We start from the raw sequence: 24158 nt of genomic DNA on the forward strand, positions 1-24158 counted from the left end.
GACGCTCCCGCACACCTGTGGGCATAGCCGCTCAGGCGAACCCGAGCGGCCAGCCCCTCAAGCTCCTCAGCCGGAGAGCCGCACCGGCATGATCAGGTACTTGTACGCGTCGTCCGCCTCGGCGTCCACGGCCGGCCTGCCGGAGAGCAGCGCGGGCTTGGTGGACGTCGTGAACGACAGCTGGGCGACCGGGGAGTCGATCGCGCTCAGGCCGTCGAGCAGGAAGGTCGGGTTGAAGGCGATCGAGATGTCGTCGCCGTCCAGGTTGGCGTCAACCCTTTCCACAGCCTGTGCGTCGTCGCTGGAGCCGGCCTCCAGGATGAGCACGCCCTGCTCGAAGCTGAGCCGCACCGGGGTGTTGCGCTCGGCGACGAGAGCCACACGCTTGACGGCCTCCACGAAGGGCGCGGTCTCGATGACGGCCACGGAGTTGAACTCCGTCGGGAACAGCGTCCGGTACTTCGGCAGGTCGCCCTCGAGGAGACGGGTGGTCGTGCGTCGACCGGCACCCTCGAAGCCGATGAGGCCCTCGCCCGCGCCGGAGCCCGAGAGCGCCAGGGTGACCGTGTCGCCGCTCGTGAGCGCCTTGGCGGTGTCCAGGAGCGTCTTGGCGGGCACCAGGGCGACCGCGGAGGCCTCCGGGTCCTCCGGCTTCCACAGGAACTCGCGGACCGCGAAGCGGTAGCGGTCGGTGGACGCCAGCGTCACCGTGTCGCCCTCGATCTCGATGCGCACACCGGTGAGGACGGGCAACGTGTCGTCACGGCCGGCGGCGATGGCCACCTGCTGGGCAGCCGACGCGAAGACCTCACCCGGGACGGTGCCCGTGGCGGTCGGCATCTGCGGCAGCGCCGGGTACTCCTCCACAGGAAGCGTGTGGAGTGTGAATCGCGAGGAACCGCAGACAACGGTCGCTCGTACACCGTCTGTGGAGATCTCCACCGGACGGTTGGGCAGAGCGCGGCAGATGTCGGCGAGCAGGCGACCGGAGACGAGCACCGTGCCTTCCTCGTCGACTTCCGCGTCCACCGATACGCGTGCCGAGACCTCGTAGTCGAAGCTCGACAGGCTGAGTGCGCCCTCCTCGGCCTTCAGGAGAAGGCCCGCGAGGACAGGCGCAGGCGGTCGTGCCGGGAGGCTGCGCGCCGCCCAGGCCACTGCCTCCGCGAGTACGTCGCGTTCCACCCGGATCTTCACCGTAAGCCGCCTCCTGCTGTTGCTGGCTGCTCTCGCCCTGCTTGGTCTTCGGTCAGCCGTCTGCATCGGCAGACGGGATGTCGCTCGGCCCACTGCTGGGGAGAACACCGGGGACCAGTCTGACGCACGGCACTGACAGTCGTTGCCTGCCTCGGTCAAGTCGCGGCGAACCGAGGTCGAGGTGCCGGGAGCGAGTTGTGCACAGCCCCCACTTCGAAACGGATTCCCAGCTCTTACTAGTTGGTCTTAGTAGTAGGGGCTGTGGAAACCGTGGATAACCGCTAAAGCGCAGGTCAGGGGCTGTTTTTTGTCCACCGAGCCTGTGGGTGGAGGCGGTGGACAACCGCCTCTCGCTGTGGATGGCGAAAAGTTCTGCACACTCGATGCACAGGCTTGGGCGACTTCTCCCCAGCGCCGTCCCCAGCTTTACCCCTGTTCTCCCCAGCCCAACCGACCACCTTGGTGTGACGCCTTTCACTCGCGGAGGTGAGATGGCGCGTTGCGTTGCCGAACAGTGGACAGCCGTGTGGAGAAGCTCTTGATCGCTGTGCACAACATGAGCCGGCCTGTGGGTTGCCAGTGGACAACTTCATGCACAGCCTGTGGAGAAAAGTTCTCTCCACAGGCTGTGGAGAGAACTTTTCCACGAATCCACAGCCGTCTGACCTGGCTTGATGCCCTGTCACCCGGGTGCACTGTGGATGGCATCTGGACAACTTCTCAGTCCCCAGGGTGTGGACCGCAAAAACTTGGCAGATCTGTGGAGAACACCCGTAACGCGGCTGGGAATCGAACACCGGCCGAGTGTGCGGAGTCCTCGGACCGGTGGCCGACACGACGGCGGGCCCGCCCGCAGGCACGAAAAAGGGCGCCCCGGGAGTCCTTCCCGAAGCGCCCTGCGGGTCGTAACCGGCCTGCTGTCAGCCGTTCTTGATGCGGTTGGTGAGCTCGGTGACCTGGTTGTAGATGGAGCGCCGCTCGGCCATCAGCGCGCGAATCTTGCGGTCCGCGTGCATCACGGTCGTGTGGTCGCGGCCGCCGAACTGAGCACCGATCTTCGGCAGCGAGAGGTCGGTCAGCTCACGGCAGAGGTACATTGCGATCTGCCGGGCAGTCACCAGGACGCGGCTGCGCGAGGATCCGCAGAGGTCCTCCACGGTGAGCCCGAAGTAGTCCGCGGTCGCCGCCATGATGGCCGGGGCGGTGATCTCGGGAGCCGCGTCCTCGCCGCCGGGGATCAGGTCCTTGAGGACGATCTCCGCCAGCCCCAGGTCCACAGGCTGTCGATTGAGCGACGCGAACGCCGTGACGCGGATCAGCGCCCCTTCCAGCTCACGGATGTTGCGCGAGATGCGGGACGCGATGAACTCGAGCACTTCCGGAGGCGCGTTGAGCTGCTCCTGCACTGCCTTCTTACGAAGGATGGCGATACGGGTCTCCAGCTCCGGCGGCTGGACGTCCGTGATCAGCCCCCACTCGAACCGGTTGCGCAGCCGGTCCTCCAGGGTCACCAGCTGCTTGGGCGGCCGGTCACTGGACAGCACGATCTGCTTGTTCGCGTTGTGGAGCGTGTTGAAGGTGTGGAAGAACTCCTCCTGCGTCGACTCCTTGTCCGCGAGGAACTGGATGTCGTCGACCAGAAGGATGTCCATCTCGCGGTACCGCTTACGGAAGGAGTCGCCCTTGCCGTCACGGATCGAGTTGATGAACTCATTGGTGAACTCCTCGGAGCTCACGTACCGCACGCGCGTGCCCGGATAGAGGCTGCGCGCGTAGTGCCCGATGGCGTGCAGCAGGTGCGTCTTGCCGAGGCCCGACTCCCCATAGATGAACAGGGGGTTGTACGCCTTGGCCGGTGCCTCGGCGACGGCGACCGCGGCCGCGTGCGCGAAGCGGTTCGACGCGCCGATGACGAACGTGTCGAAGAGGTACTTGGGGTTCAGGCGGGCCGTCGGCTCGCCGGGGCCGGTGGCCGGCGCGGGCTGGGCTGCCAGGGGGCCGGGTGCCCCACTGGGTACGCCACGATTGCCGTGGCCGTGCCCGCCGTCCTGGTTCGGACGGCCGCCCATCGCGGGCTTGCCGGGCTCTCGCCGCTGCGGCCGCTCGCGCGCAGGCTCGTAGGAACCGCGCTCCTCATAGGACGACCGCTCTTCATAAGAAGAGCGGTCCTCGTAGGAGCGGTCTTCGTAAGGTCGCTCTTCATAAGAGGAACGGCCTTCGTAGGAGGAACGGTCCTCATAGGAGGGGCGACCGTCCCCCTTCTGCTCGTACGGGGGGCGCTCCTGCTGGTCGTAGCGACCGCGCTCCTGCTCGTAGGGCGACCGTTCCTGCTGCCGGTAGTCGTGCTGCGGCTGCTGTGTGGGCGTCGCGTACGGGTCGCGCTCCGGGAAACCGAGCCGGGGCTGCTGCCAGTTGTATTCGTCCTGCTGCGGGCGAGGCCAGGCGCCCGGCTCGGGGCGCTGGTAGTCCGGGTAGGCGGGGCGGGCGGTCGGGAGCTGGTCGGGGCGGGGGCCCTGGCCGTGCTCGTCGGCGCCGCGGCGCTCGTAGCCCTCGTAGGTCTCGCGGTTCTCGTACGTCTCCCGGTTGTCGAACGCGTCGCGCGGCTGGCCGGGAGACGGCTGCGGCTCGGGGGCCTCGTAGCGGTGCTGCGGGGCCGGTGGGGGTGTGGGGGCGGGCGGCTCGCCCACGGAGTCGTCGACGGTGATCGCGATCCGGATGGGGCGGCCGCACTCGCGGCTGAGGGTCTCGCTGACGACCGGGGCCAGCCGGCCCTCGAGTACGCCCTTGGCGAATTCGTTCGGAACGGCGAGCAGCGCGGTGTCGGCGACGAGCGCCAACGGCTGACAGCGCCGGATCCAGTGCTCGTCCTTCGTCTCGACCCCTTGCCCACGGCCTTCCCCGAGGAGTTGCTCCAGAACTCGTGGCCACACTGCGGCAAGATCGGCAGGTACGTCAGCCACAGGGCACGCTCTCTCGCTGGTCCCACGAACGTGTGATTCCTGGGACGGATCGGGAAGAAAATCGGGTGGTGCGGTGAGAAGGGAACGAATCGGAGTTCAGCCACGGTAGTCAGCGCGACCGCTGCGGTTCAAGTTGTTGTCCCCAGCCTGTGGACAGTGTCCCCCGCATGACGTCGGTTTGACCGGATGGCGTAGCCGCGCGTACCGTGACCAGGTCGAGTTGTCGATGGCTGCTGCCGCCTGCCTCCGATGGGCAAGGTCACGATCCACAGTTCTTGCGGACCGTGTAGCGGTGCACTCGGGCGTATTCGCGAGCTACTCGTGGGCGCACGGTGACAGCCAGGCGATGTCCCGCCACCACACGTTTTTCAGGAGCCCCCGAGTGAGCAAGCGCACCTTCCAGCCGAACAACCGTCGTCGTGCAAAGACCCACGGCTTCCGCCTTCGCATGCGGACCCGCGCCGGTCGTGCGATTCTCGCCAACCGTCGTGGCAAGGGTCGCGCCAGCCTGTCCGCCTGATCTCGTAATCAGGTCATGACGTGCTGCCTACCGAGTATCGGCTGAGGCGGCGCGAAGACTTCGCGACCGCGGTACGCCGGGGACGTCGGGCCGGACGCCCGCTTCTCGTCGTTCACCTACGTAGCGGTTCAACGGACCCGCACGCGCCCAGGGAGACTCTCTCCCCGCCGCGTGCGGGTTTCGTCGTGAGCAAGGCTGTGGGTGGCGCCGTCGTACGGAACGCGGTGAAGCGCAGGCTTCGGCACCTCATGCGCGACCGAGTGGCTTCGTTGCCCCCAGGTAGCCTGGTAGTCGTACGCGCGTTGCCCGGAGCGGGCGACGCTACCCACGCACAGCTGGCCCGAGACCTGGATGCCGCCCTGCAGCGGCTGCTGGGAGGGGGCGCGCGATGAAGTACCCACTGCTCGCCTTGATCAAGATCTATCAGTGGACCATCAGTCCATTGCTGGGTCCGGTGTGCAAGTACTACCCGTCGTGCTCCCACTATGGCTTCACGGCCATCGACCGGCACGGGGCAATCAAGGGAACAGCGCTCACCGCCTGGCGGATCCTTCGGTGCAATCCGTGGTCGCTGGGCGGCGTCGACTATGTTCCGCCACGCAAGCGTCCGCGCTGGCACGAGATGCTGCGCGAGGCATGGCGCGGGGACAAAAAGACGGCCCCCGCCGTTGAGGGCGACAGCCCCTCTGCACAGGACAATAAGTCCGGAGCGACTTCGCCCAACGCCCAAGGAGCCTGATCAGGGACATGATTTCCGATATCGTCAACGCCGTTTCAGGCGTTTTCGCGTTCCTCACGACCCCGGTGTCGTGGGTCATCGTCCAGTTCCACACGGTCTATGGGGCGATCTTCGGCCCTGATACCGGCTGGGCCTGGGGCCTGTCGATCGTGTCCCTGGTGGTCCTGATCCGGATCTGCCTGATCCCGCTTTTCGTGAAGCAGATCAAGTCGACCCGGAACATGCAGGTGCTCCAGCCTCAGATGAAGGCGATCCAGGAGCGCTACAAGAACGACAAGCAGCGTCAGTCCGAAGAGATGATGAAGCTGTACAAGGAGACGGGTACCAACCCGCTCTCCTCGTGCCTTCCGATCCTCGTGCAGTCGCCGTTCTTCTTCGCCCTGTACCACGTGCTCGCGGCCATCGCCGAGGGCAAGACCATCGGCGTGATCAACCAGTCGCTCCTGGACAGTGCCCAGAAGGCGCACATCTTCGGCGCTCCGCTGGCCGCCAAGTTCACGGACAGCGCGTCTGAGATCGAGGCCATGGGCGCCTCGCTGACCGACGTCCGCGTGGTCACCGCGATCATGATCATCATGATGTCGGCGTCGCAGTTCTACACGCAGCGCCAGCTCATGACGAAGAACGTCGACCTCACGGTGAAGACGCCGTTCATGCAGCAGCAGAAGATGCTGATGTACGTCTTCCCGCTGATCTTCCTCTTCATGGGCATCAACTTCCCCGTCGGTGTCCTCGTCTACTGGCTGACCACCAACGTGTGGACCATGTGTCAGCAGATGTACGTGATCAGCCGGAATCCCACTCCGGGCTCCAAGGCCCAGTCCAAGATGCTCGAGGGTCTGCAGAAGCACGTCGTCGAGCACAGCGCCACGCGGAACAAGCGCGAGCGGAACATCGTCAAGGCGATCGTCGCCAAGGGCCGTGACCGCAACGAGTACGAGCGCAAGTTCATCAACGGGCTGAGCAAGGCCGGTCTCGCGGCTCAGACCGATGGCACCGTGGCCAAGGGCTCCGCGGCCGCGGAGGAGTTGGACGAGGACGGCACGCCGAAGGGCGCCCCGAAGCGCCAGCAGCCCAAGCGCCAGTCCAAGTCGCAGCGCCAGACCGGTGGCTCGACGGCCCAGGGATCGGAAAAGGACGACTCCCCCTCCTCTGAGAAGACCTCGCTGGAGAAGGAGGACGAGCCGCGGGACGCGAAGCCGCAGTCCAAGGCCAAGCAGTCCGGTGGCGCCAAGGCCGCGGGCAGTTCACAGCAGCGCAGCAAGGCCAAGTCCGGGCAGCGCAAGGGTGGCCCGCAGCGGCCGAAGTCCCCGTCCAAGAAGTAAGACCTCGACGTAAGACGTTGGCGCAAGCCTTGACGCAAGAAGGAGCCCATCCCGTGACGGAAGGCACCACCGCCGCTGCTGAGGCTGGCGACACTCTGACCCGCCTCGAGCAGGAGGGTGAGATCGCCGCGGATTACCTCGAGGGTCTGCTGGACATCGCCGACCTCGACGGCGACATCGACATGGACGTCGAGGCCGACCGGGCCGCCGTGTCCATCGTCAGCGATGGGAGCAGCCGCGATATGCAGAAGCTGGTCGGTCGCGACGGAGAGGTCCTCGAGGCGCTCCAGGAGCTGACCCGCCTCGCGGTGCACCGCGAGACCGGGGACCGCAGCCGCCTGATGCTCGACATCGCCGGCTACCGCGCAAAGAAGCGCGCCGAGCTCACCGAGCAGGGCGCCAAGGCCGCGGCCGAGGTGAAGAACACCGGTGAGCCGGTCAAGATGGATCCGATGACGCCCTTCGAGCGCAAGGTCGTGCACGACGCCATCAAGGCGGCCGGCCTGCGCAGTGAGTCCGAGGGCGAGGAGCCGCAGCGCTTCGTCGTCGTGCTTCCTGCCTGAGCGGCAGCACGTCGCCTTCCGGCCCCGTCTGTTTCGCAGGCGGGGCCGATCTTTGTCAGCCTGTTAGTCAGCCACTTACTGCGGTAGAGCGGTACGGAAGGACGGTCCCCGTGACGGAGGCAGCAGAACTCCCCCCGGCCCCGGAGCAGGCCCGGGTGGTATTCGGCGAGCGCTTCGCGGACGCGGTCCGGTACGCGGAGCTTCTCGCTGACGCGGGAGTGCAGCGCGGCCTCATCGGCCCTCGCGAGGTGCCGCGTCTGTGGGAGCGGCACATCCTGAACTGCGCCGTGCTCTCCGAGGTGGTCCCCGAAGGCCTCACGGTGTGCGACGTCGGTTCGGGTGCGGGCTTGCCGGGCATTCCGCTCGCCCTGGTCCGCCCGGACCTCAAGATCACCCTGCTGGAGCCGTTGCTCCGTCGTACGACCTTCCTGACCGAGGTCGTCGAACTGCTCGGTCTTGACCATGTGACCGTGGTGCGAGGGCGGGCCGAGGAGGTCCTCGGCACGTTGCAGCCCGTCCATGTCGTCACCGCTCGCGCCGTGGCCCCGCTGGACCGGCTGGCCGCGTGGGGCGTCCCGTTGCTCAGGCCGTACGGGGAAATGCTCGCGCTCAAGGGCGACACGGCCGAGGAAGAGCTCAAGAGTGCGGCCACCGCCCTGAGCAAGCTCGGTGCGGTGGAGACGTCGGTCCTGCATGTCGGCGAGGGCGTCGTGGATCCCCTGTCCACCGTCGTGCGTGTAGAGGTCGGAGAGAGCCCCGGCGGCGTGCGTTTCGCGGCGAAGCGCGCCAAGGCGGCCCGCACGGGGCGTGCTCGGCGCAGGCGCTGACAACCAGCAGTACTCCACAAAAGCTGTCAAACGTACGCATCTCGGGGTGTCGCGCGGGAGCGCATCCCGCTGCGGTGCATCGTGTTTCACGTGAAACGTCGCTCACTGCTGCAGGGCATCATCAGTCGCGGCCGCGCGGCCGCTTCTCCCCGCGACCGAAAACCTCTCGGATCCCTCGATACGGGCACGGAGTTGTCCACAGAGGGGGATTCGTCCACAGAAGCACGGGCCTCGCTGGTTCTCGACCCCGAAGGCATGGGAGGCTCTGTTCATTGCGAGCCTGAAGTCGAGGAGAGTGAATCCTTGCGGTCCGACGCCAACATCGCGGGACCGATGACCGATCCGGTCCCCGGTCCCCGTACCGAGTCGGTGGGGGAGGATGTTTCACGTGAAACACCGCCCCCGATGGACGACACACCCATCGGTCGCGCTGCCCAACTGGCAGTAGAAGCTCTCGGTCGTGCGGGCGAGGGCCTGCCACGTCCTGAGCGGACCCGCGTCATGGTGGTGGCCAACCAGAAGGGCGGGGTCGGTAAAACCACGACAACGGTCAATCTTGCCGCGTCACTTGCGCTGCACGGCGCACGCGTCCTGGTGGTGGACCTGGACCCACAGGGCAACGCCTCCACGGCTCTGGGCGTCGACCATCATTCGGAAGTGCCCTCCGTTTACGACGTGTTGGTCGACAGTAGGCCGCTCTCCGAAGTCGTCCAACCTGTCCCTGACGTGGAAGGCCTCTTCTGTGCCCCGGCCACCATCGATCTCGCCGGTGCGGAGATCGAGCTGGTCTCTCTGGTCGCGCGGGAGAGCCGGCTGCAGCGCGCCATCCAGGCGTACGAGCAGCCGCTGGACTACATCCTCATCGACTGCCCACCGTCGCTCGGGCTCCTGACGATCAACGCCATGGTCGCTGGGGCGGAGGTGCTGATCCCGATCCAGTGCGAGTACTACGCACTGGAAGGCCTCGGACAGCTTCTGCGGAACGTGGACCTCGTGCGCGGGCACCTCAACCCTGCCCTGCACGTCTCCACGATCCTCCTCACGATGTACGACGGGCGTACTCGGCTGGCGTCCCAGGTCGCAGACGAAGTACGCAATCACTTCGCTGATGAGGTCCTCCGAACGAGCATTCCGCGCTCGGTGCGTATCTCGGAGGCCCCCAGTTATGGGCAGACCGTGTTGACCTACGATCCAGGGTCGAGCGGGGCACTCTCCTACTTCGAAGCGGCACGAGAGATGGCGCTGCGCGGAGTCGGGATTCACTACGACCCCCAGAACGCCCACACGGGCACTCAACTTGATCAGCAGAGTACGTCGGAGGGGATTCAGTGAGCGATCGACGGAGGGGACTTGGCCGAGGGCTCGGCGCGCTGATCCCGGCTGCCCCAACCCCCGAGAGGACGGGCCCGGCCACCCAGGCGGGAGGAGCGTCGACGTCTCCCGCCTCAGTGCCGGTGCTGACAACCGAGCGTGGGGTGGCGGCCGCGAAGGTGGCCGCGCTGCCACAGCCGCCTGTTTCACGGGAGACCGAGGAGCCGGCGACCACGACAGCCGAGACCTTCGAGGGTCCGGCGGGAGCACATTTCGCCGAGCTGCCGATCGACGCCATCACGCCCAACCCGCGCCAGCCGCGTGAGGTGTTCGATGAGGACGCGCTCGCCGAGCTCGTCACGTCCATCAAGGAAGTCGGCCTGCTGCAGCCTGTCGTCGTACGACAGGTAGCGGCCGGCAACTACGAGCTCATCATGGGCGAGCGTCGCTGGAGGGCCTGCCGAGAGGCAGGGCTCGAGCGCATCCCGGCCATCGTGCGTGCCACGGACGACGAGAAGCTCCTCCTCGACGCGCTCCTTGAGAACCTGCACCGCGCACAGCTGAATCCGCTGGAAGAGGCTGCTGCCTACGACCAGCTGCTCAAGGACTTCAACTGCACGCACGATCAGCTGGCCGACCGGATCGGCCGGTCCCGCCCGCAGGTGTCCAACACGCTGCGGCTGCTGAAGCTTTCTCCGGCCGTCCAGCGCCGGGTGGCCGCAGGCGTGCTGTCGGCTGGGCATGCGCGTGCGCTGCTCTCCGTCGAGGACTCCGAGGAGCAGGACCGGCTGGCCCACCGCATCGTCGCCGAAGGGCTCTCGGTGCGGGCCGTCGAGGAGATCGTGACCCTCATGGGGTCGGGGCCCAAGAGCAACGCACGGGCCAAGGGTCCGCGGGCCGGTGCCCTGGTCTCGCCGGCGCTCAGCGATCTCGCCACGCGGCTCTCGGACCGCTTCGAGACGCGGGTGAAGGTCGACCTGGGGCAGAAGAAGGGCAAGATCGTCGTCGAATTCGCTTCGATGGACGACCTGTCGCGCATCCTTGGCTCCCTCGCTCCTGGCGAGGGGCCGGTACTCCAGAACGGTCTCCCGGAGGAGACCGACGGCGACGAACAGGACTGACCACCGCCCTGTTGCGACCAGAGAGCGGGCCGTGTTCCGGTGTGTACCGGAACACGGCCCGCTCTTTGCTTGTCTACGGTATCGAGCTAATCCCATCGTGGTTACGATGCGACGGGAAGAGCGCATCCACCCGGCGGCACCTCATACAGGAGGCGGGTCATGCGATCGGTGAGTCGCACCGGACTGATGACCGCAGGTCTCGGCCTTGGGGCGGTCGGCGGATTCGTCGGCAGCCTGCTCAGGGAACGGAGCGCTCTGACGGCCGCCCGCGCAGCGGCGGGCGAAGGAAGCGAGGAACTGCCTTCATGGGGCGTCGGCTCGTACCGCTCACGCTGGACAACCTCCCGGACCTTCCCGAGCGCTGCCGTTCGTGTGTCTTCTGGGAGCTGGACCCGGTCAGCGGCCAGGCCGCGGTAAAGGCGGGCACGCCCCAACTGGAGAAGGAAGCGTGGATCTCCGCTGTCCTGCTGGAGTGGGGCTCCTGCGGACGCGTCGTCTACGTGGATGACGTTCCGGTCGGCTTTGTGCTCTACGCACCACCCGCGTACGTCCCACGGGCGACTGCCTTCCCGACGAGCCCGGTGTCCCCCGACGCCGTTCAGCTCATGACGGCCTGGATCTCGCCCGACTATCAGGGGCAGGGCCTGGGCCGGGTCATCGTGCAGACTGTCGCGAAGGATCTGCTGCGCCGGGGCTTCAAGGCGATCGAGGCCTTCGGGGACGCCCGGTGGAAGGGGCCCGCCTGTCTGCTTCCCGCGGACCATCTGTTGGCGGTCGGGTTCAAGACCGTACGGCCCCACCCCTCGTATCCGCGGCTGCGCCTGGAACTGCGGACGACGCTGTCCTGGAAGGAAGACGTCGAGATGGCCCTGGACAGGCTTCTGGGAGCTGTACAGAAGGAACCGGCACTCCGCCCGCTGTGACAAGCGACGGGCTCTTACAACGGAAACGGGCCGACCCGGGAAGGGTCGGCCCGTTCGTGTTTCACGTGAAACAACGACCGCCGTCTGTGAATCGGCGGCGCCTGATTACTCGGCGATGAAGTCCTCGAGGTCGCGCACGATGGCGGCCTTGGGCTTGGCACCGACGATGGTCTTGGCGACCTCGCCACCCTGGTACACGTTCAGGGTCGGGATCGACATGACGCCGTACTTGGCGGCCGTGCCCGGGTTCTCGTCGATGTTGAGCTTGACGACCTCGATCTTGTCACCGTGCTCGGCGGCGATGGCCTCGAGCGACGGCGCGATCTGGCGGCACGGGCCACACCAAGCGGCCCAGAAGTCGACCAGGACGGGCTTGTCGCTCTTCAGGACGTCCTCGTCGAAGGTGGCGTCCGTGACGTTCTTCAGGTTGCCGGCCACAGCAGGCTCCTCATTTCTAGGGGGGTACGTGAGTGGGAGTTCGGGTCAGACGCTGGCGGTCTGGGTCTTCTCGGGCTCGGCGGCCTCGCCGTCGGCGAGCGAGGCCAGGAAGCGCTCGGCGTCGAGAGCGGCGGAGCAGCCGGTGCCGGCCGCCGTGATCGCCTGCCGGTAGGTGTGGTCCACGACATCGCCGGCGCCGAAGACACCGGTGAGGTTCGTGCGCGTCGAGGGTGCCTCGACCTTCAGGTAGCCCTCGTCGTCGAGCTCGAGCTGCCCCTTGAACAGTTCCGTGCGCGGGTCGTGGCCGATCGCGATGAACAGGCCGGTGACCGGCAGCTCGGACGTCTCGCCCGTCTTGAGGTTGCGCAGGGTCAGACCGGAGAGCTTCTGCTCGCCCTTGACCTCGGCGATCTCGCTGTCCCAGATGAACTTGATCTTCGGGTCGGCGAAGGCACGCTCCTGCATCGCCTTCGAGGCGCGCAGGGTGTCGCGGCGGTGCACGATCGTCACGGACTTGGCGAAGCGCGAAAGGAAGGTGGCCTCCTCCATCGCGGTGTCGCCGCCGCCGATCACGGCGATGTCCTGGTCCTTGAAGAAGAAGCCGTCACAGGTCGCGCACCAGGAGACGCCGCGGCCGGAGAGTGCGTCCTCGTTCGGGAGGCCGAGCTTGCGGTGCTGGGAGCCGGTGGTGACGATGACGGCCTTCGCGCGGTGCACGGTGCCCGCGGTGTCCGTCACGGTCTTGATCTCGCCGCTCAGGTCGACGGACACGATGTCGTCGGGCACGAGCTCGGCGCCGAAGCGCTCGGCCTGGCCGCGCATGTTGTCCATGAGCTCGGGGCCCATGATGCCGTCCTGGAAACCGGGGAAGTTCTCCACCTCGGTCGTGTTCATCAGCGCGCCACCAGCGGTGACGGCACCCTCGAACACGAGCGGCTTCAGCGACGCGCGCGCGGTGTAGAGCGCCGCCGTGTAGCCGGCGGGCCCGGAGCCGATGATGATCACGTTACGGACGTCGCTCACGGCTTGATTCCTCGTCTCTGCGGGACTGCTGCGTACTGCCAGGGGAGGCCATTGGGAGGACTCTCACCCCACCCAACGGATCCTACGGGGCATGCATTCCCGACGTGCCCGGCCACACCTAGCGAGTGTTCTTGGGCACCGCGGAGCCGTGGTCGTAATCGTGCTTGTACAGCAGCGTGCCGGCCGTGGAGGAGGACGAGCCGACGCAGGAGGAATCGATGACGAAGGCCGTGACCTGGTGGGCCGGGTCGGTCTTGTGGGGCAGCACGACGAGGTAGGCGTTCTTCCCCTCGTACGTGCCTGTCTCCGCGCCGAGGGGATCTTCGTTCCGGTGGGTCCCGAGCTGGACGCACGGGGGCACCGAGACGGCGCGTTTCTGCATGGGCGCCTTCGTGCCCTGCGTGCTGGGCCCTGCCTTTTCCGTGCTGAGTGTCGAGGGGCCGATCAGTGACGTGACCTTCGTCTCCAGCGTGTCCTTGGCGAAGGTGGACGGGCCGTGGCTCTTCCCCGCGACCGGTGAGCCGCCCTCGTCGTTCTGGATGAGCAGGGCGCCCACGCCGATCGCGGTGACCGTCAGGACGGCCCCGAGCACGGCACCAGCGCGCCTCCGGCTGCCGCGTGCCTTGCGCCCCGGGCCGGTGGCTCCGTGCGGATGCCCGGCAGGGCGGCCGGCGGCGGTCGGTGTTTCACGTGAAACGGGACCCGGTTCACGTGACCCTTCGAAGGCCAGGGCGGCATCGATCCGGCTCGCGATCTCCTCAGGCATGCGCGGCGGGGCCGACACGGCACCGAGCGTGCCTCGAATCTCTTCCAAGGACGCGAGGACATCGGCGCAGAGCGCGCAGCCGTCGAGGTGCTGCTGGACGTCGGTCGTACGGGAGGGAGGCAACAGGCCCTCGGCGAGTTCGGAGATCTCGGTGACCTCCGGGTGCTCTGCAGTGTCGGTCGTGGATGTCACGCTCGCCCACCTCCGCCCTTCACCGCAGCCGAATCGTCAGGTCCCGTCGCGTCACGAGGTCCCGCTGCGGGTGGGACGGATGTCCCCTGCGCCCGGTTCCTTTGAGGGGGCGGGTTCTCGCCACCTTCCTGGCTCCCGCCCTCCGTGCGGAGGTGTTTCAGCAGCGGAAGCAGTTTGGCGCGGCCGCGCGCGCAGCGGCTCTTGACCGTGCCGGTGGGCACGTCGAGGATCCGTGCGGCCTCGGCGACCGGGTACCCCTGCATGTCGACGAGGACGAGGGCCGCGCGCTGATCGCCGGGCAGGACCGAGAGCGCTTCCAGGAGCTGACGATGCAGATCGCCCCGCTCGACGGGGGCGTCCGCGGACTCGTGCGGTTCCAGGAGCTGGTCCAGACGGTCGGCATCGTCCACGGGCGCGGTCCTGCGCGAGGCCATCTTGCGGGCCCGGTCCAGGCACGCGTTGACGGTGATGCGGTGCAGCCAGGTAGTCACCGCGGACTGGCCGCGGAAGGTGTGGGCGGCGCGATAGGCCGAGACCAGTGCGTCCTGCACCGCGTCCGCCGCTTCCTCCCGGTCCCCCAGGGTCCGCAGGGCCACGGCCCACAGGCGGTCGCGGTGGCGTCGGACGAGTTCACCGAAGGCGTCCTTGTCGCCGGCGACATGACGGGCGAGGAGGTCCTGATCGTTCGCTTCGCCGTAGGCGTCGTCCACTGTCGAACCCCCTCCCCGTGGTGAGCCGTGCCCGTCAGCCGGTGAACTCCACATCGGTGATGCCCTGCTTGAAGCCCGCGCTGCTGTAGCCATCCTGGCCTGCGCGGGGCAGGGCGGTCAGCCAGACGAGCAGATAGCGCGTCTTGACCGGGTCATCGGCCGTGATCTTGGCGGAGGTGGTCTTCGAATCCGTGGTGGACCCGATCTGCTTCAGGCCGGACACCGAGCCCGGATCGAGGGACGGCGAGGCGTACAGAGAGACCGTGGTGTGGTCGCCGCCGTATCGGAGCCCTATCGATGCGGCCGACACGTCCTTGGCGGAGCCGAGGTCGTAGACGATGCCGACGCCGGGCTTGATGACCATCTTCGGGCCGTCGACGAAGGACTTGGTCCGCCAGTACGTCGACGTGCTGGCGTCGTACGTCTTGTCGACGTCGCCCGGAGCCTGGGCGCCACCTTCGGCGACGAACTCCTTGGCGCCCTCGATGGAGATCGGCTTCGTGTGCTGCTTGCCACCCTTGCCGCTGTCGTGCGAGGTGTCCGTGGACCCGGAGCTGCCCGTGTTGCCACGGTCCATGAGGGCGTCGGCGAGCTGCCAGCTGCCCAGGCCGAGGGCCGCGATGAGCAGCGCGGAGACGGCCCACTTGAGGGCCTTGCCGGTACGGCTGTGCAGCGGGGGCGGCGGCGTGGGGACGGGCTGGGTGGCGCGCGGGGCGGAACGGCCGTAGCTCCCCTGCTGGTACGTGGTCCGCTGGTAGTCCGGGGGCGCGGTGAAGGCGGGCTCCGGTGGCCGGATCTTGGGCATCTCGCCGATGGCCTTCACCAGGTCCTCCGGCGTGGTGCACGGCGGGTCCTGGCGGGACGCGGTCGCGCCGTCGTTCGCGAGCGCACGCATGGAGAGCTCTGCCAGACCGCGGTGGACTCCGGCGCGCACCTGGTCGGGGGCGATGAGGCCGACGCCCTTGGGCAGCCCGGAGAGACCGTAGGCGTCGTCCTCGTACGGCCAGCGCTGGGTCAGGCAGGCGTACAGGAGCGCGCCGATCGCCTCGGCGTCGGCGCGCTGCGGAGTCTCGCAAGTGATGCCGCGCAGCGCCGCGTTCACAGCGAGGCCGCGGATGCGCCACTGCCCGGTGGAGGTGCGCAGTACGGCGCTCGGCGTGAGGCGCAGGTGGGCGAGGCCCTCACGGTGGGCGGCCGTCATGGCGTGGGAGACCTGGCTGACCATCTGGTACGCGTCGTGCGCTTCGAGGGGGCCGAGGGCGAGCAGGGTGGTCAGTTCCGTGGCGTCGGGCAGCCACTCGTGGACGACGTAGACGAGATCGTTCTCCTCGACCGCGTCCAGCACCTGCACGAAGCGGGGGTCGCCCAGGAGGGCCGACGAGCGGGCGGCGGCGAGCACCGAGCGGCCTCTGGGGTGGTCGGCGGGGAGGATGTGCACGCCGACGGCGCGGCGGAGTTTCTCGTCCATCGCACGCCAGCTGCTGAAACCGTCCAGACGGGTGACGCACTCCTCCAGCCGGTAGCGTCTGGCGAGCTTGTGGCCGCTGTGCAACTCGGGCGGCGACGCGGCGCCGGGGCTCAGATGAGTCCCGGTCTCCGCGGTGTCCACGGCCTCCTCGCGCTCCGGCGCGTCCTGCTCCCCGGTATTGGCCACCCCGTCGGCCGTGGCCTTGTCCGCCTTGGCGGCCAGCGGCTCATCACCGCTGTTGTCGGCCACGTCGACGGCAGCCGTGCTCCGTTCCGCCACCGTCGTTCCTGCCTCCCCATCCGTTGCACTCACTCCGACGCCAAAGCCAATTGTGCCCACAGTCCGGCGCTATGCACGACACGCGATGGCCGCCGATGGTTGCACACCGTTCCGGCCGACTCAGCGGCCGAGACGACCGCGGACCATGCCGACCAGCGAATTCAGTTCTTCGATCCTCATTTTGCGGGCTGCCACGTAGAAGACTCCGAGCAGCGCCGCACTGCCCACGACCAGCGCCGCGATCGAGCCGAGCACACCGTGGCCCAGTGCTCGCGTGACCGCGTACCCGATGCCACCGCCGACGACCGTCGCCGGCAGCGACGCGAGGCAGAGCCGGGCGTAGGTACGGACGACGTGCGCGCCGTCCAGGTCGCCGCCGAGCCGGTTGCGCAGCCGCCGCCATGCCACACCGACGCCGATCGCGTACGCGATGCCGTAGGAGAGTGCCATGCCGACGACGGCCCACTGAGCGGGCAGGATCAGGAAGCAGATGCCTGCTGCGGCGGCGTTGACCGCGGCGACGATGACCGTGTTGTAGAAGGGTGTGCGGGTGTCCTCGTAGGCGTAGAAGCCGCGCAGCACGACGTACTGCACGGAGTACGGGATGAGGCCGAGGCCGAACGCCATGAGGATGTAGCCCATGGACTGGGCGGACTCGATGCCGCTGGAGCCGAAGAGCAGGGTGCACATCGGGACGCCGAGCGCGACGAACATGAACGAGATCGGGACGATCGCCACGGCCGAGGTGCGCAGGCCGGAGGAGATGTCGTCGCGGACCGCGCCCGGGTCGCCGTCGTGGGCGGAGCGCGAGATGCGCGGCAGCAGGGCGGCCATGACGGAGACGGTGATGATCGCCTGCGGCATGCCCCAGATCAGCTGGGCGTTCGAGTAGCCCATGATGCCCGAGCCGGCCTGGCCGGACGCCTTGCCGGCCGCCGTGGCGAGCTGGGTGACGACCAGGACGCCTGCCTGGTTGGCGAGGACGAACAGGACGGTCCACTTGGCGAGCTTCACGGCCTTGCCCAGGCCGTGGCCCTTCCAGTCGAAGCGCAGGCGGAACCGGAAGCCGGTCTCGCGCAGGTACGGGATCATCGCGAGGGACTGCACGACAAGGCCGAGCAGCGTGCCGATGCCAAGGAGGCGGATGCCCTCGTCCGGGATGGTCGTGACGCCCATCTGCGACTCGGCCGCGGTCCCGTAGACCCAGATGAACAGGCCGAACGTGATGATCATGACGATGTTGTTGAGGACCGGAGTCCACATCATCGCGCCGAACTTCCCGCGCGCGTTCAGGATCTGGCCCATCACCACGTGGATGCCCATGAAGAAGATCGTGGGCAGGCAGTAGCGGGCGAAGGCGACGCCCACGCTGTTGGCGTCCGCGTCGCCGGCCACTGTGTTCGACATCAGGTGGATCAGCAGTGGTGCCGCGAAGACGACGACCGCGGTGATGGCCGCGAGCGCCACCATGACGAGGGTGAGCAGGCGGTTGGCGAAGGCCTCGCCGCCGTCCTCGTCCTCCTTCATGGCGCGGACCAGCTGCGGTACGAACACCGAGTTCAGGCCGCCGCCGACGGTCAGGATGTAGATCATTGTCGGCAGCGTGTACGCGACGGTCCAGGTGTCACCGAGCAGTCCGGCGCCCAGCGCCGCGGTGATCACCATGGTGCGGACGAAGCCGGTGAGGCGGGAGACCAGCGTGCCCGCCGCCATCACCGCGCTCGACTTCATGATGTTGGAGGCGCGGCCGCCCTTCTTCGGCGCGGGGGCCGGTGCGGGGGTGGCTGCCGGTGGCGGCGGGGGCTGCGGAGGGCCGAGCTGCGTGGTCGGGTTGTCGACGGGCTCGACCGGCGGGCGGCCTCCGCTGTGGCCGGGCTGCTGGTCGCGGTACAGGTGCGCGAAGGCGTCCGGTTCGTGGCTCTCCTCCGCGGAGTGCGTCACCAGGTCGTCGACGCCCACGAACTGCGTCGTACGGGCGTCGTCGCCGTACGGCAGATGCTGTGTGGGGCCCGCCGGCTCCGGCGCGGGCGTCTGGGCCCACACGCGGGGGTCGGGCTGGTACTGCTGCGCGGACGGCGGCGCGTACAAGGGCTGCTGCGCCTGCTGTGCGCCCGGGGGCGGCGGAGGGTGCGCGGCGCGGTCGTACAACGCCTCGGTGACCGGGTCCTGGGCGGTCAGGTCGTGCGCCCGGTACGGATCCTGCTCGTACGCGTCCTGAAGGTACGCGTCCTGCGGATACGTGTCGGGAGCAGGCTGCGGCGGCGGCACCTGCCCCTCGGGCTGTGGTGAACCGGCGTACGGCCGGCCATCGCCCGAGGCGGAGCCGCCCGAGCCGTGGCCACGCTCACCGTCGTACGGCGCGTTCATGGTTACCCCACCTCATCGTCCCCGGCCCAGCGGCCCCGACATCGCTCAACGGTCCACTCTCTCACCCGGGCCCGACGGGGCCGTGCTTTCCGGAGCGGTGTCAGCCGTCGGGTCACTCGGCTGCTTCGGAACGTCTGCCCGTGCCGTGTCGGCCGGGTCGCCGTCCGGCTCGTCGCCCTTGTCGTCGTCCGCGGCCACGGAGTCGCCCTCAGGGGCGTCCTCGTCGGGCTGTGCGGCGACCGCCCGCTTGCGCTGCTGGTACATCCGGTAACCGGCCAGGACGAGCAGCAGGACACCGCCGGCGATGACGAGCATCACGGTCGGGGTGACCTCGGTGACGTCGACCTTGAAGGCGAGCGGTTCGCCATAGGGCGCACCGTCCTCGGTGTACAGCTGGGCGTGCACCGTGATCGGGCCCGTCGCCTTGGCCGTGGTCGTGAACTTCACGGACTGGCTGTGTCCGCTGGCGATCTTCACTTCCTGTTCCTGGAAGGTGTCGCCGCCGATCTTGAGGCGGGTGCCGTTGCCCGAGGTGAGGCGGAGCGTCAGGTGGTCGACGTCCTGCCACAGGTTGTTCTGCACCGACACCGGGATCGTCGCGCTGCGCCCGGAGAGCTTCACCTCGGACTTGTCGATGAGCGCCACCTGTTCGGTGAGGCCCGACAGGTACGAGGAGACGCCGTCGCGGAAGTTCTCCGAAGTGCCCGACTCGGCACGCCACGACGTGGACATCTCCCGGTCCATCGCACGACCGAACGGTGTCACCACACGGGACTGGTCGGTGAGGACGACCCTGAAGTTCTCGAGGTCGCGCTGGGTCGCCTGGATCTGCTCGAAGGCCGACTGCGGGAGCTCCTGCTTGCGCAGCGACGAGGGGTACGCGTGCGGGACGCGCGTGGTGGCGGCGGGGTCGGGCTTCGCCTTCGCGGCGGCCGACAAGGTCTGGGGCTGCGACCAGGTGCCGTCCTGCAGCGCGTGCAGCGCCTTGGCCATGGTCTGCGCCTGGCTCGCGGTGGGCATGCGCTGAGGGGCCATCACGACGCTGCGCTGCTTGTGCGTCTGCATGTTCAGCATCAGGGACTGCGCGAGGAACTTCTGCACGGCGAGCGTGGAGTTCTCGGCGCGCGTCATGTCGCCCTGGAACGCGGTCGACAGCCGGCCGTCGGCGACCACGGCCGAGGCGCCGCCGCCGATCGGGCGGGCGGCGGACGGCGTGTACGTCAGGCCTCTGGTCTCCGGGAAGCGGTCGCTGCGCGCGATGATCTTGTCGGCGCCCGCGGACGTGGCGACCTTGACGATGTCGCGGTCGACGGCGCCTTCCGCGGGCCATGCGTACGACGTGTCCGGCTTGGTGTGCAGGATCGTCTGCACCGTCAGCATGGCGGCGTCCGTGGCGTCCTTGAGGTGGCCGAGGGAGCCGGTGACCTTCGTGCCCGTGTGCGCGAGCGACGCAAGGTCCGGGTCGGCGAACGGAAGCGTGACCACTTTCTGGCCCTGCACCGCGGTTTCCAGGTCGCTCAGCCACTGCTTGGCGTCCGCCTGGTTCCTGCCCGGCCTGAGCTTTCCGTCGGGGCCTTTGACCTTGTACGGCTCCGTCATGGCGTCGACCGACGCCAGCAGGTCGGGGTCGATCACCCAGGTCACGTCGAGTTCGCTGCCGAGGGCCAGCATCTGCTGGAGGCGGCCGCCCGGACCGATCTGTTTGGCCAGGTCGTTGTCGTCGAAGACCGGCGTCTGCTGTTCGTTCGCGCCCGTCTCGGCGGTGAGATGGGAATCGGAGATCAGCGGCCACATGGCCGTCGTCTTCGTGGTCGTGTCGGCGTCGCTCGGCTGCCAGGGCAGGAAGGTCCGCTGGATACCGAGCGTCTGCTGGTACGGCTGTGCGGCGGTCTGTCCCATCAGGGCGACGCTGAGCTGGTAGACGCCGTCGGCGCCGAGGCGCAGCGCCTTGACGGGTACGGACAGCGTGAAGTCCTGCGTGATGCCGGGCGCCAGTTTGGCGAACTTCTTCCCGTACTTGCGGGAGATCTCGCTGCCGTCCGCGGCGCCGCCGGTGCCGTTCTTCGCGGCCTCGTCGACGGCCGTGCGGCCGCCGTAGGACGTGCCGACCCGCAGGCCCACGTGGGCGCCGGTGACCGCCTGCTTGCCCTTGTTCGTCACCGTGCCGCTGACCGTCACGGTGTCGCCGTCCGTCGGCGCGCTGGGCGAGAGGGAGTTCACGGCCACGTCGACCGTGCTGGTCCCTGTCGCGCTCGAGGCGGCGGTGGCCGGGGTGGCGGCGCCGGCCGGGGCCGCGGCAGGCAGCAGCGGCAGCGATGCCAGGAGCGGCGCAGCCGCGAGCAGGGCTCCGGTGCGCCGCAGCAGTCGCCTGGCAGGTGAGGGACTCACCGTTGGGAAGTCTGCCGCCTCGGCCACGTGGTCGTCCGTCCCTCGTCGTCGTCGGTGGTCGCAGATGTGTCCACGCATGGTAACGAGGAGCGCTGTGGCTGAGTGCCACGGTCTGCCCGGCATGATCGTGGGGGCAAGAGTAGGGGGCCGCCAAGGTGCTCCTGTTGCGGGCCCGGCAAACAAGTTCGGCTCGGGCGGCTCGGGCCACGTACCCTGTCCTGTTGTGCCGAACGCCAATGAAGACACCCCCAGCACCCTGAGCCAGGTGCAGCACCGCGCGGTCAGCGAGCTGCTGCGCGTCTCGCCTGTCGCAGACGACCTCGCCCGCCGTTTTCAGGAGGCCGGGTTCTCCCTCGCCCTGGTCGGTGGTTCGGTGCGGGACGCACTGCTCGGCCGGCTCGGCAACGACCTGGACTTCACCACTGACGCCCGCCCCGAGGACGTACTGAAGATCGTTCGGCCGTGGGCCGACGCGGTCTGGGAGGTCGGGATCGCTTTCGGCACCGTCGGTTGTCAGAAGGACGCCCGCGTCGGAGACGTTGATCACCGCTTCCAGGTGGAGGTCACGACCTACCGCTCGGAGGCGTACGACCGCACCTCGCGCAAGCCCGAGGTGTCGTACGGCGACTCCATCGAAGAGGACCTGGTCCGCCGGGACTTCACCGTCAACGCGATGGCTGTGGCGCTCCCCGAGAAGGAATTCATCGATCCGCACGGCGGCATCAGCGACCTTTCCGAGCGGGTGCTGCGCACGCCCGGCGCACCGGAGGACTCCTTCTCGGACGACCCGCTGCGGATGATGCGGGCCGCCCGCTTCGCCGCTCAGCTCGACTTCGAAGTCGCTCCCGAGGTCGTCGCCGCCATGAAGGCCATGGCGGGCCGTATCGAGATCGTCTCCGCGGAGCGAGTACGTGACGAGCTCAACAAACTGGTTCTCTCCGCGCACCCGCGCAAGGGCCTGACGCTGCTCGTCGAGACGGGTCTGGCCGATTACGTACTGCCCGAACTGCCCGCTCTGCGCCTGGAGCGTGATGAGCACCACAGGCACAAGGACGTCTACGACCACACGCTGATCGTGCTCGAACAGGCGATGGCCTTGGAGACCGAAGGCCCCGATCTGACGCTGCGCCTCGCCGCGCTGCTCCATGACATCGGGAAGCCGCGCACTCGCCGCTTCGAGAAGGACGGTCGAGTTTCCTTCCACCACCACGAGGTGGTCGGCGCCAAGATGACGAACAAGCGCATGACCGCGCTCAAGTACTCCAATGACTTGGTGAAGGACGTCTCGCGCCTCGTCGAGCTGCATCTGCGCTTCCACGGCTACGGCACCGGCGATTGGACGGATTCCGCCGTGCGTCGTTACGTACGGGACGCGGGGCCGCTCCTTGGGCGGCTGCACAAGCTGACCCGTTCCGACTGCACGACGCGCAACAAGCGGAAGGCCAACGCGCTTTCGCGTGCGTATGACGGCCTTGAGGGGCGCATCGAGCGGCTCCAGGAGCAGGAGGAGCTGGACTCGATCCGGCCCGACCTCGACGGGAACCAGATCATGCAGGTACTCGGCGTCAGCCCTGGCCCGGTGATCGGGCAGGCGTACAAGTTCCTGCTGGAGCTGCGCCTCGAGAATGGGCCGATGGAGTACGACGCGGCGGTGTCGGCGCTCAAGGAATGGTGGGCCGACCGCTCTCAGGACTGAGACGTGCGGAACGCGTAGGGCTCTGTTTCACGTGAAACAGAGCCCTACGCATATCTGGTGAGTCTGAGGAGGCAATGTTTCACGTGAAACGGCGCCGCCCCAGCAGCGTCAGAGTGGTCGCTCCGTAGAGGACCGACACCAGGACCACGAGGGGGACCGAGCGTCCGTCCGGCGGCAGTATCAGCGCCGCCACTCCGGCCGCGCCGACAAAGGAGACGTTGACCAGCACGTCGTAGACGGAGAAGATCCGGCCGCGGAAGCCGTCGTCGATGGAGGACTGCACCACCGTGTCGGTGGCGATCTTCGCGGCTTGTGTGGTCAGGCCCAGGACGAACGCAGCCACCACGATCGGCGCGGGTGCGAAGGTGAGGCCCAGGGCGAGCTCCAGTACGGCTGCGGTGCCGGCGCAGAGGACGATCCACCCGGCCACACCGAACCGCCCCACGGCTGCCGGGGTGATGACTGCCGCGACGAAGAAGCCGGCCCCCGAGACACCCATGGCGAGGCCGAGCAGGGCCAGGCCTTCGGACTCCGTGGATGACCACGCGTACCGGCACAGCATCAGCACCATGACGAGCAGGGCGCCGTAGCAGAACCGCATCACCGTCATCGCGGCAAGGGCGCGCGCGGCGGGCGGTCGGGCGGCAAGGTGCCGGACGCCGGCGGCGAGATCCCGGGCGGTGCCGGTCACCGCGGCCCCTAGGCGCGGTTGGATCAACTCCGGATCGGGGCCGAGGAGTTGTGCGTCCATGCGCAGGGAAGCGAGGGCGGCGCACAGGTAGAGCAACGCCCCGATGAGTACCACCGCGGCATCCGAGTCGTCGGCGATCAGGCGCACGCCGAAGGCGAGGCCTCCGCCCAGCGTTGCCGCGAGCGTCCCCGCGGTCGGTGAGACGGAGTTGGCCATGACGAGGCGCTCGGCGTCCACGACACGGGGCAGTGCGGCCGAGAGCCCGGACAGAACAAAGCGATTGACCGCGGTGACGCACAGCGCGGACGCGTAGAAGAGCCAGTCCGGGGCGTGGCTCAGCATGAGGGCGGCTGTCGCGGAGGCGAGCAGTACCCGCAGCAGGTTGCCGTAGAGGAAGACCTGACGGCGTCGCCAACGGTCAAGGAGGACGCCTGCGAACGGGCCCACGAGGGAGTACGGGAGCAGCAGTACGGCCATGGCCGACGCGATGGCGGCGGGTGAGGTCTGCTTCTCCGGCGAGAACACCACGTAGGTGGCGAGCGCCACCTGATACACGCCGTCCGCGCCCTGGGAGAGCAGCCGAAGCGTCAGCAGACGCCGAAAATCGTGCAGGCGCAGGAGTACGCGCAGGTCACGGACGACAGCCATGGAGCA

20 protein-coding genes are annotated in these 24158 nt (G+C 68.2%); 10 read left to right on the forward strand and 10 right to left on the reverse strand.

Going from position 1 to position 24158, the window contains the following annotated elements; all coding sequences use genetic code 11:
* Positions 1–66: 66 nt before the first annotated feature.
* A complete protein-coding gene (dnaN, locus tag ACFYWS_RS34200) occupies positions 67–1197 on the reverse strand; it encodes a DNA polymerase III subunit beta (RefSeq protein WP_389282916.1) in 1131 nt (376 codons plus the stop codon).
* A 920-nt stretch (positions 1198–2117) separates the two neighbouring features.
* A complete protein-coding gene (gene dnaA / locus ACFYWS_RS34205) occupies positions 2118–4157 on the reverse strand; it encodes a chromosomal replication initiator protein DnaA (RefSeq protein ID WP_389282917.1) in 2040 nt (679 codons plus the stop codon).
* 382 nt (positions 4158–4539) lie between these two features.
* Here dnaA and rpmH point away from each other — a divergent pair, with 382 nt between their 5' ends.
* The 9 genes from rpmH to ACFYWS_RS34250 all read left to right on the forward strand — a co-directional run bounded on the left by rpmH (position 4540) and on the right by ACFYWS_RS34250 (position 11486).
* Entirely contained in the window at positions 4540–4677 is a 138-nt protein-coding gene (rpmH, locus tag ACFYWS_RS34210) for a 50S ribosomal protein L34 (RefSeq protein ID WP_006381191.1), read from the forward strand.
* A 20-nt stretch (positions 4678–4697) separates the two neighbouring features.
* A complete protein-coding gene (rnpA, locus tag ACFYWS_RS34215) occupies positions 4698–5069 on the forward strand; it encodes a ribonuclease P protein component (protein WP_385759066.1) in 372 nt (123 codons plus the stop codon).
* Positions 5066–5416 carry a membrane protein insertion efficiency factor YidD gene (gene yidD, locus ACFYWS_RS34220; protein ID WP_326018488.1) on the forward strand — a complete coding sequence of 117 codons (351 nt, stop codon included), beginning with the start codon at positions 5066–5068 and terminating at the stop codon, positions 5414–5416. The genes rnpA and yidD overlap by 4 nt, the downstream gene beginning before the upstream one ends.
* An 8-nt stretch (positions 5417–5424) precedes the next feature.
* Positions 5425–6741: a membrane protein insertase YidC gene (yidC, locus tag ACFYWS_RS34225; RefSeq protein WP_389282920.1), complete on the forward strand. Its 1317-nt coding sequence runs from the start codon at positions 5425–5427 to the stop codon at positions 6739–6741.
* A 53-nt stretch (positions 6742–6794) separates the two neighbouring features.
* A complete protein-coding gene (locus ACFYWS_RS34230) occupies positions 6795–7304 on the forward strand; it encodes a protein jag (RefSeq protein ID WP_389282921.1) in 510 nt (169 codons plus the stop codon).
* Positions 7305–7414: 110 nt separating this feature from the next.
* Positions 7415–8131: a 16S rRNA (guanine(527)-N(7))-methyltransferase RsmG gene (rsmG, locus tag ACFYWS_RS34235; RefSeq protein WP_389282923.1), complete on the forward strand. Its 717-nt coding sequence runs from the start codon at positions 7415–7417 to the stop codon at positions 8129–8131.
* 255 nt (positions 8132–8386) lie between these two features.
* Positions 8387–9463 carry an AAA family ATPase gene (locus ACFYWS_RS34240; RefSeq protein ID WP_389283138.1) on the forward strand — a complete coding sequence of 359 codons (1077 nt, stop codon included), beginning with the start codon at positions 8387–8389 and terminating at the stop codon, positions 9461–9463.
* A complete protein-coding gene (locus ACFYWS_RS34245; protein WP_389282925.1) occupies positions 9460–10563 on the forward strand; it encodes a ParB/RepB/Spo0J family partition protein in 1104 nt (367 codons plus the stop codon). Before ACFYWS_RS34240 ends, ACFYWS_RS34245 begins: the two co-directional genes overlap by 4 nt.
* Before the next feature lie 305 nt (positions 10564–10868).
* A complete protein-coding gene (locus ACFYWS_RS34250; protein WP_389282927.1) occupies positions 10869–11486 on the forward strand; it encodes a GNAT family N-acetyltransferase in 618 nt (205 codons plus the stop codon).
* Positions 11487–11591: 105 nt separating this feature from the next.
* Here the strand turns inward: ACFYWS_RS34250 and trxA are convergent, their stop codons facing one another.
* The 7 genes from trxA to ACFYWS_RS34285 all read right to left on the reverse strand — a co-directional run bounded on the left by trxA (position 11592) and on the right by ACFYWS_RS34285 (position 21144).
* Positions 11592–11924, reverse strand: a complete 333-nt coding sequence (trxA, locus tag ACFYWS_RS34255) for a thioredoxin (protein WP_389282929.1) — start codon at positions 11922–11924, stop codon at positions 11592–11594.
* 45 nt (positions 11925–11969) lie between these two features.
* Positions 11970–12947, reverse strand: a complete 978-nt coding sequence (trxB, locus tag ACFYWS_RS34260; RefSeq protein WP_389282931.1) for a thioredoxin-disulfide reductase — start codon at positions 12945–12947, stop codon at positions 11970–11972.
* A gap of 118 nt (positions 12948–13065) precedes the next feature.
* Positions 13066–13905 (reverse strand): anti-sigma factor family protein, encoded by an 840-nt coding sequence (locus ACFYWS_RS34265; RefSeq protein WP_389282933.1) that lies wholly within the window; start codon positions 13903–13905, stop codon positions 13066–13068.
* On the reverse strand, positions 13902–14615 hold the full coding sequence (gene sigM, locus ACFYWS_RS34270; RefSeq protein ID WP_389282934.1) for an RNA polymerase sigma factor SigM: 714 nt from the start codon (positions 14613–14615) through the stop codon (positions 13902–13904). The genes ACFYWS_RS34265 and sigM overlap by 4 nt, the downstream gene beginning before the upstream one ends.
* Before the next feature lie 34 nt (positions 14616–14649).
* Complete coding sequence (locus ACFYWS_RS34275; RefSeq protein ID WP_389282935.1) at positions 14650–16362, reverse strand: protein kinase family protein; 1713 nt, start codon at positions 16360–16362, stop codon at positions 14650–14652.
* 120 nt (positions 16363–16482) lie between these two features.
* Entirely contained in the window at positions 16483–18729 is a 2247-nt protein-coding gene (murJ, locus tag ACFYWS_RS34280) for a murein biosynthesis integral membrane protein MurJ (protein ID WP_389282936.1), read from the reverse strand.
* Positions 18730–18774: 45 nt separating this feature from the next.
* Positions 18775–21144 (reverse strand): DUF6049 family protein, encoded by a 2370-nt coding sequence (locus ACFYWS_RS34285; RefSeq protein ID WP_389282938.1) that lies wholly within the window; start codon positions 21142–21144, stop codon positions 18775–18777.
* 196 nt (positions 21145–21340) lie between these two features.
* Here ACFYWS_RS34285 and ACFYWS_RS34290 point away from each other — a divergent pair, with 196 nt between their 5' ends.
* Entirely contained in the window at positions 21341–22813 is a 1473-nt protein-coding gene (locus tag ACFYWS_RS34290) for a CCA tRNA nucleotidyltransferase (RefSeq protein ID WP_389282939.1), read from the forward strand.
* Positions 22814–22892: 79 nt separating this feature from the next.
* Here the strand turns inward: ACFYWS_RS34290 and ACFYWS_RS34295 are convergent, their stop codons facing one another.
* Entirely contained in the window at positions 22893–24152 is a 1260-nt protein-coding gene (locus ACFYWS_RS34295; RefSeq protein WP_389282941.1) for an MFS transporter, read from the reverse strand.
* Positions 24153–24158 lie beyond the last annotated feature (6 nt).

The organism is Streptomyces sp. NPDC002795 (genome assembly GCF_042888725.1).
In the GTDB taxonomy this organism is placed as follows: domain Bacteria; phylum Actinomycetota; class Actinomycetes; order Streptomycetales; family Streptomycetaceae; genus Streptomyces.

Bases quoted from the DNA above. Each gene is read 5' to 3' on its own strand.
- ACFYWS_RS34295 (WP_389282941.1), bottom strand. From the start codon at position 24,152: ATGGCTGTCGTCCGTGACCTGCGCGTACTCCTGCGCCTGCACGATTTT.
- yidC (WP_389282920.1), top strand. From the start codon at position 5,425: ATGATTTCCGATATCGTCAACGCCGTTTCAGGCGTTTTCGCGTTCCTC.
- yidD (WP_326018488.1), top strand. From the start codon at position 5,066: ATGAAGTACCCACTGCTCGCCTTGATCAAGATCTATCAGTGGACCATC.
- ACFYWS_RS34240 (WP_389283138.1), top strand. From the start codon at position 8,387: ATGGGAGGCTCTGTTCATTGCGAGCCTGAAGTCGAGGAGAGTGAATCC.
- ACFYWS_RS34250 (WP_389282927.1), top strand. From the start codon at position 10,869: ATGGGGCGTCGGCTCGTACCGCTCACGCTGGACAACCTCCCGGACCTT.
- murJ (WP_389282936.1), bottom strand. From the start codon at position 18,729: ATGAACGCGCCGTACGACGGTGAGCGTGGCCACGGCTCGGGCGGCTCC.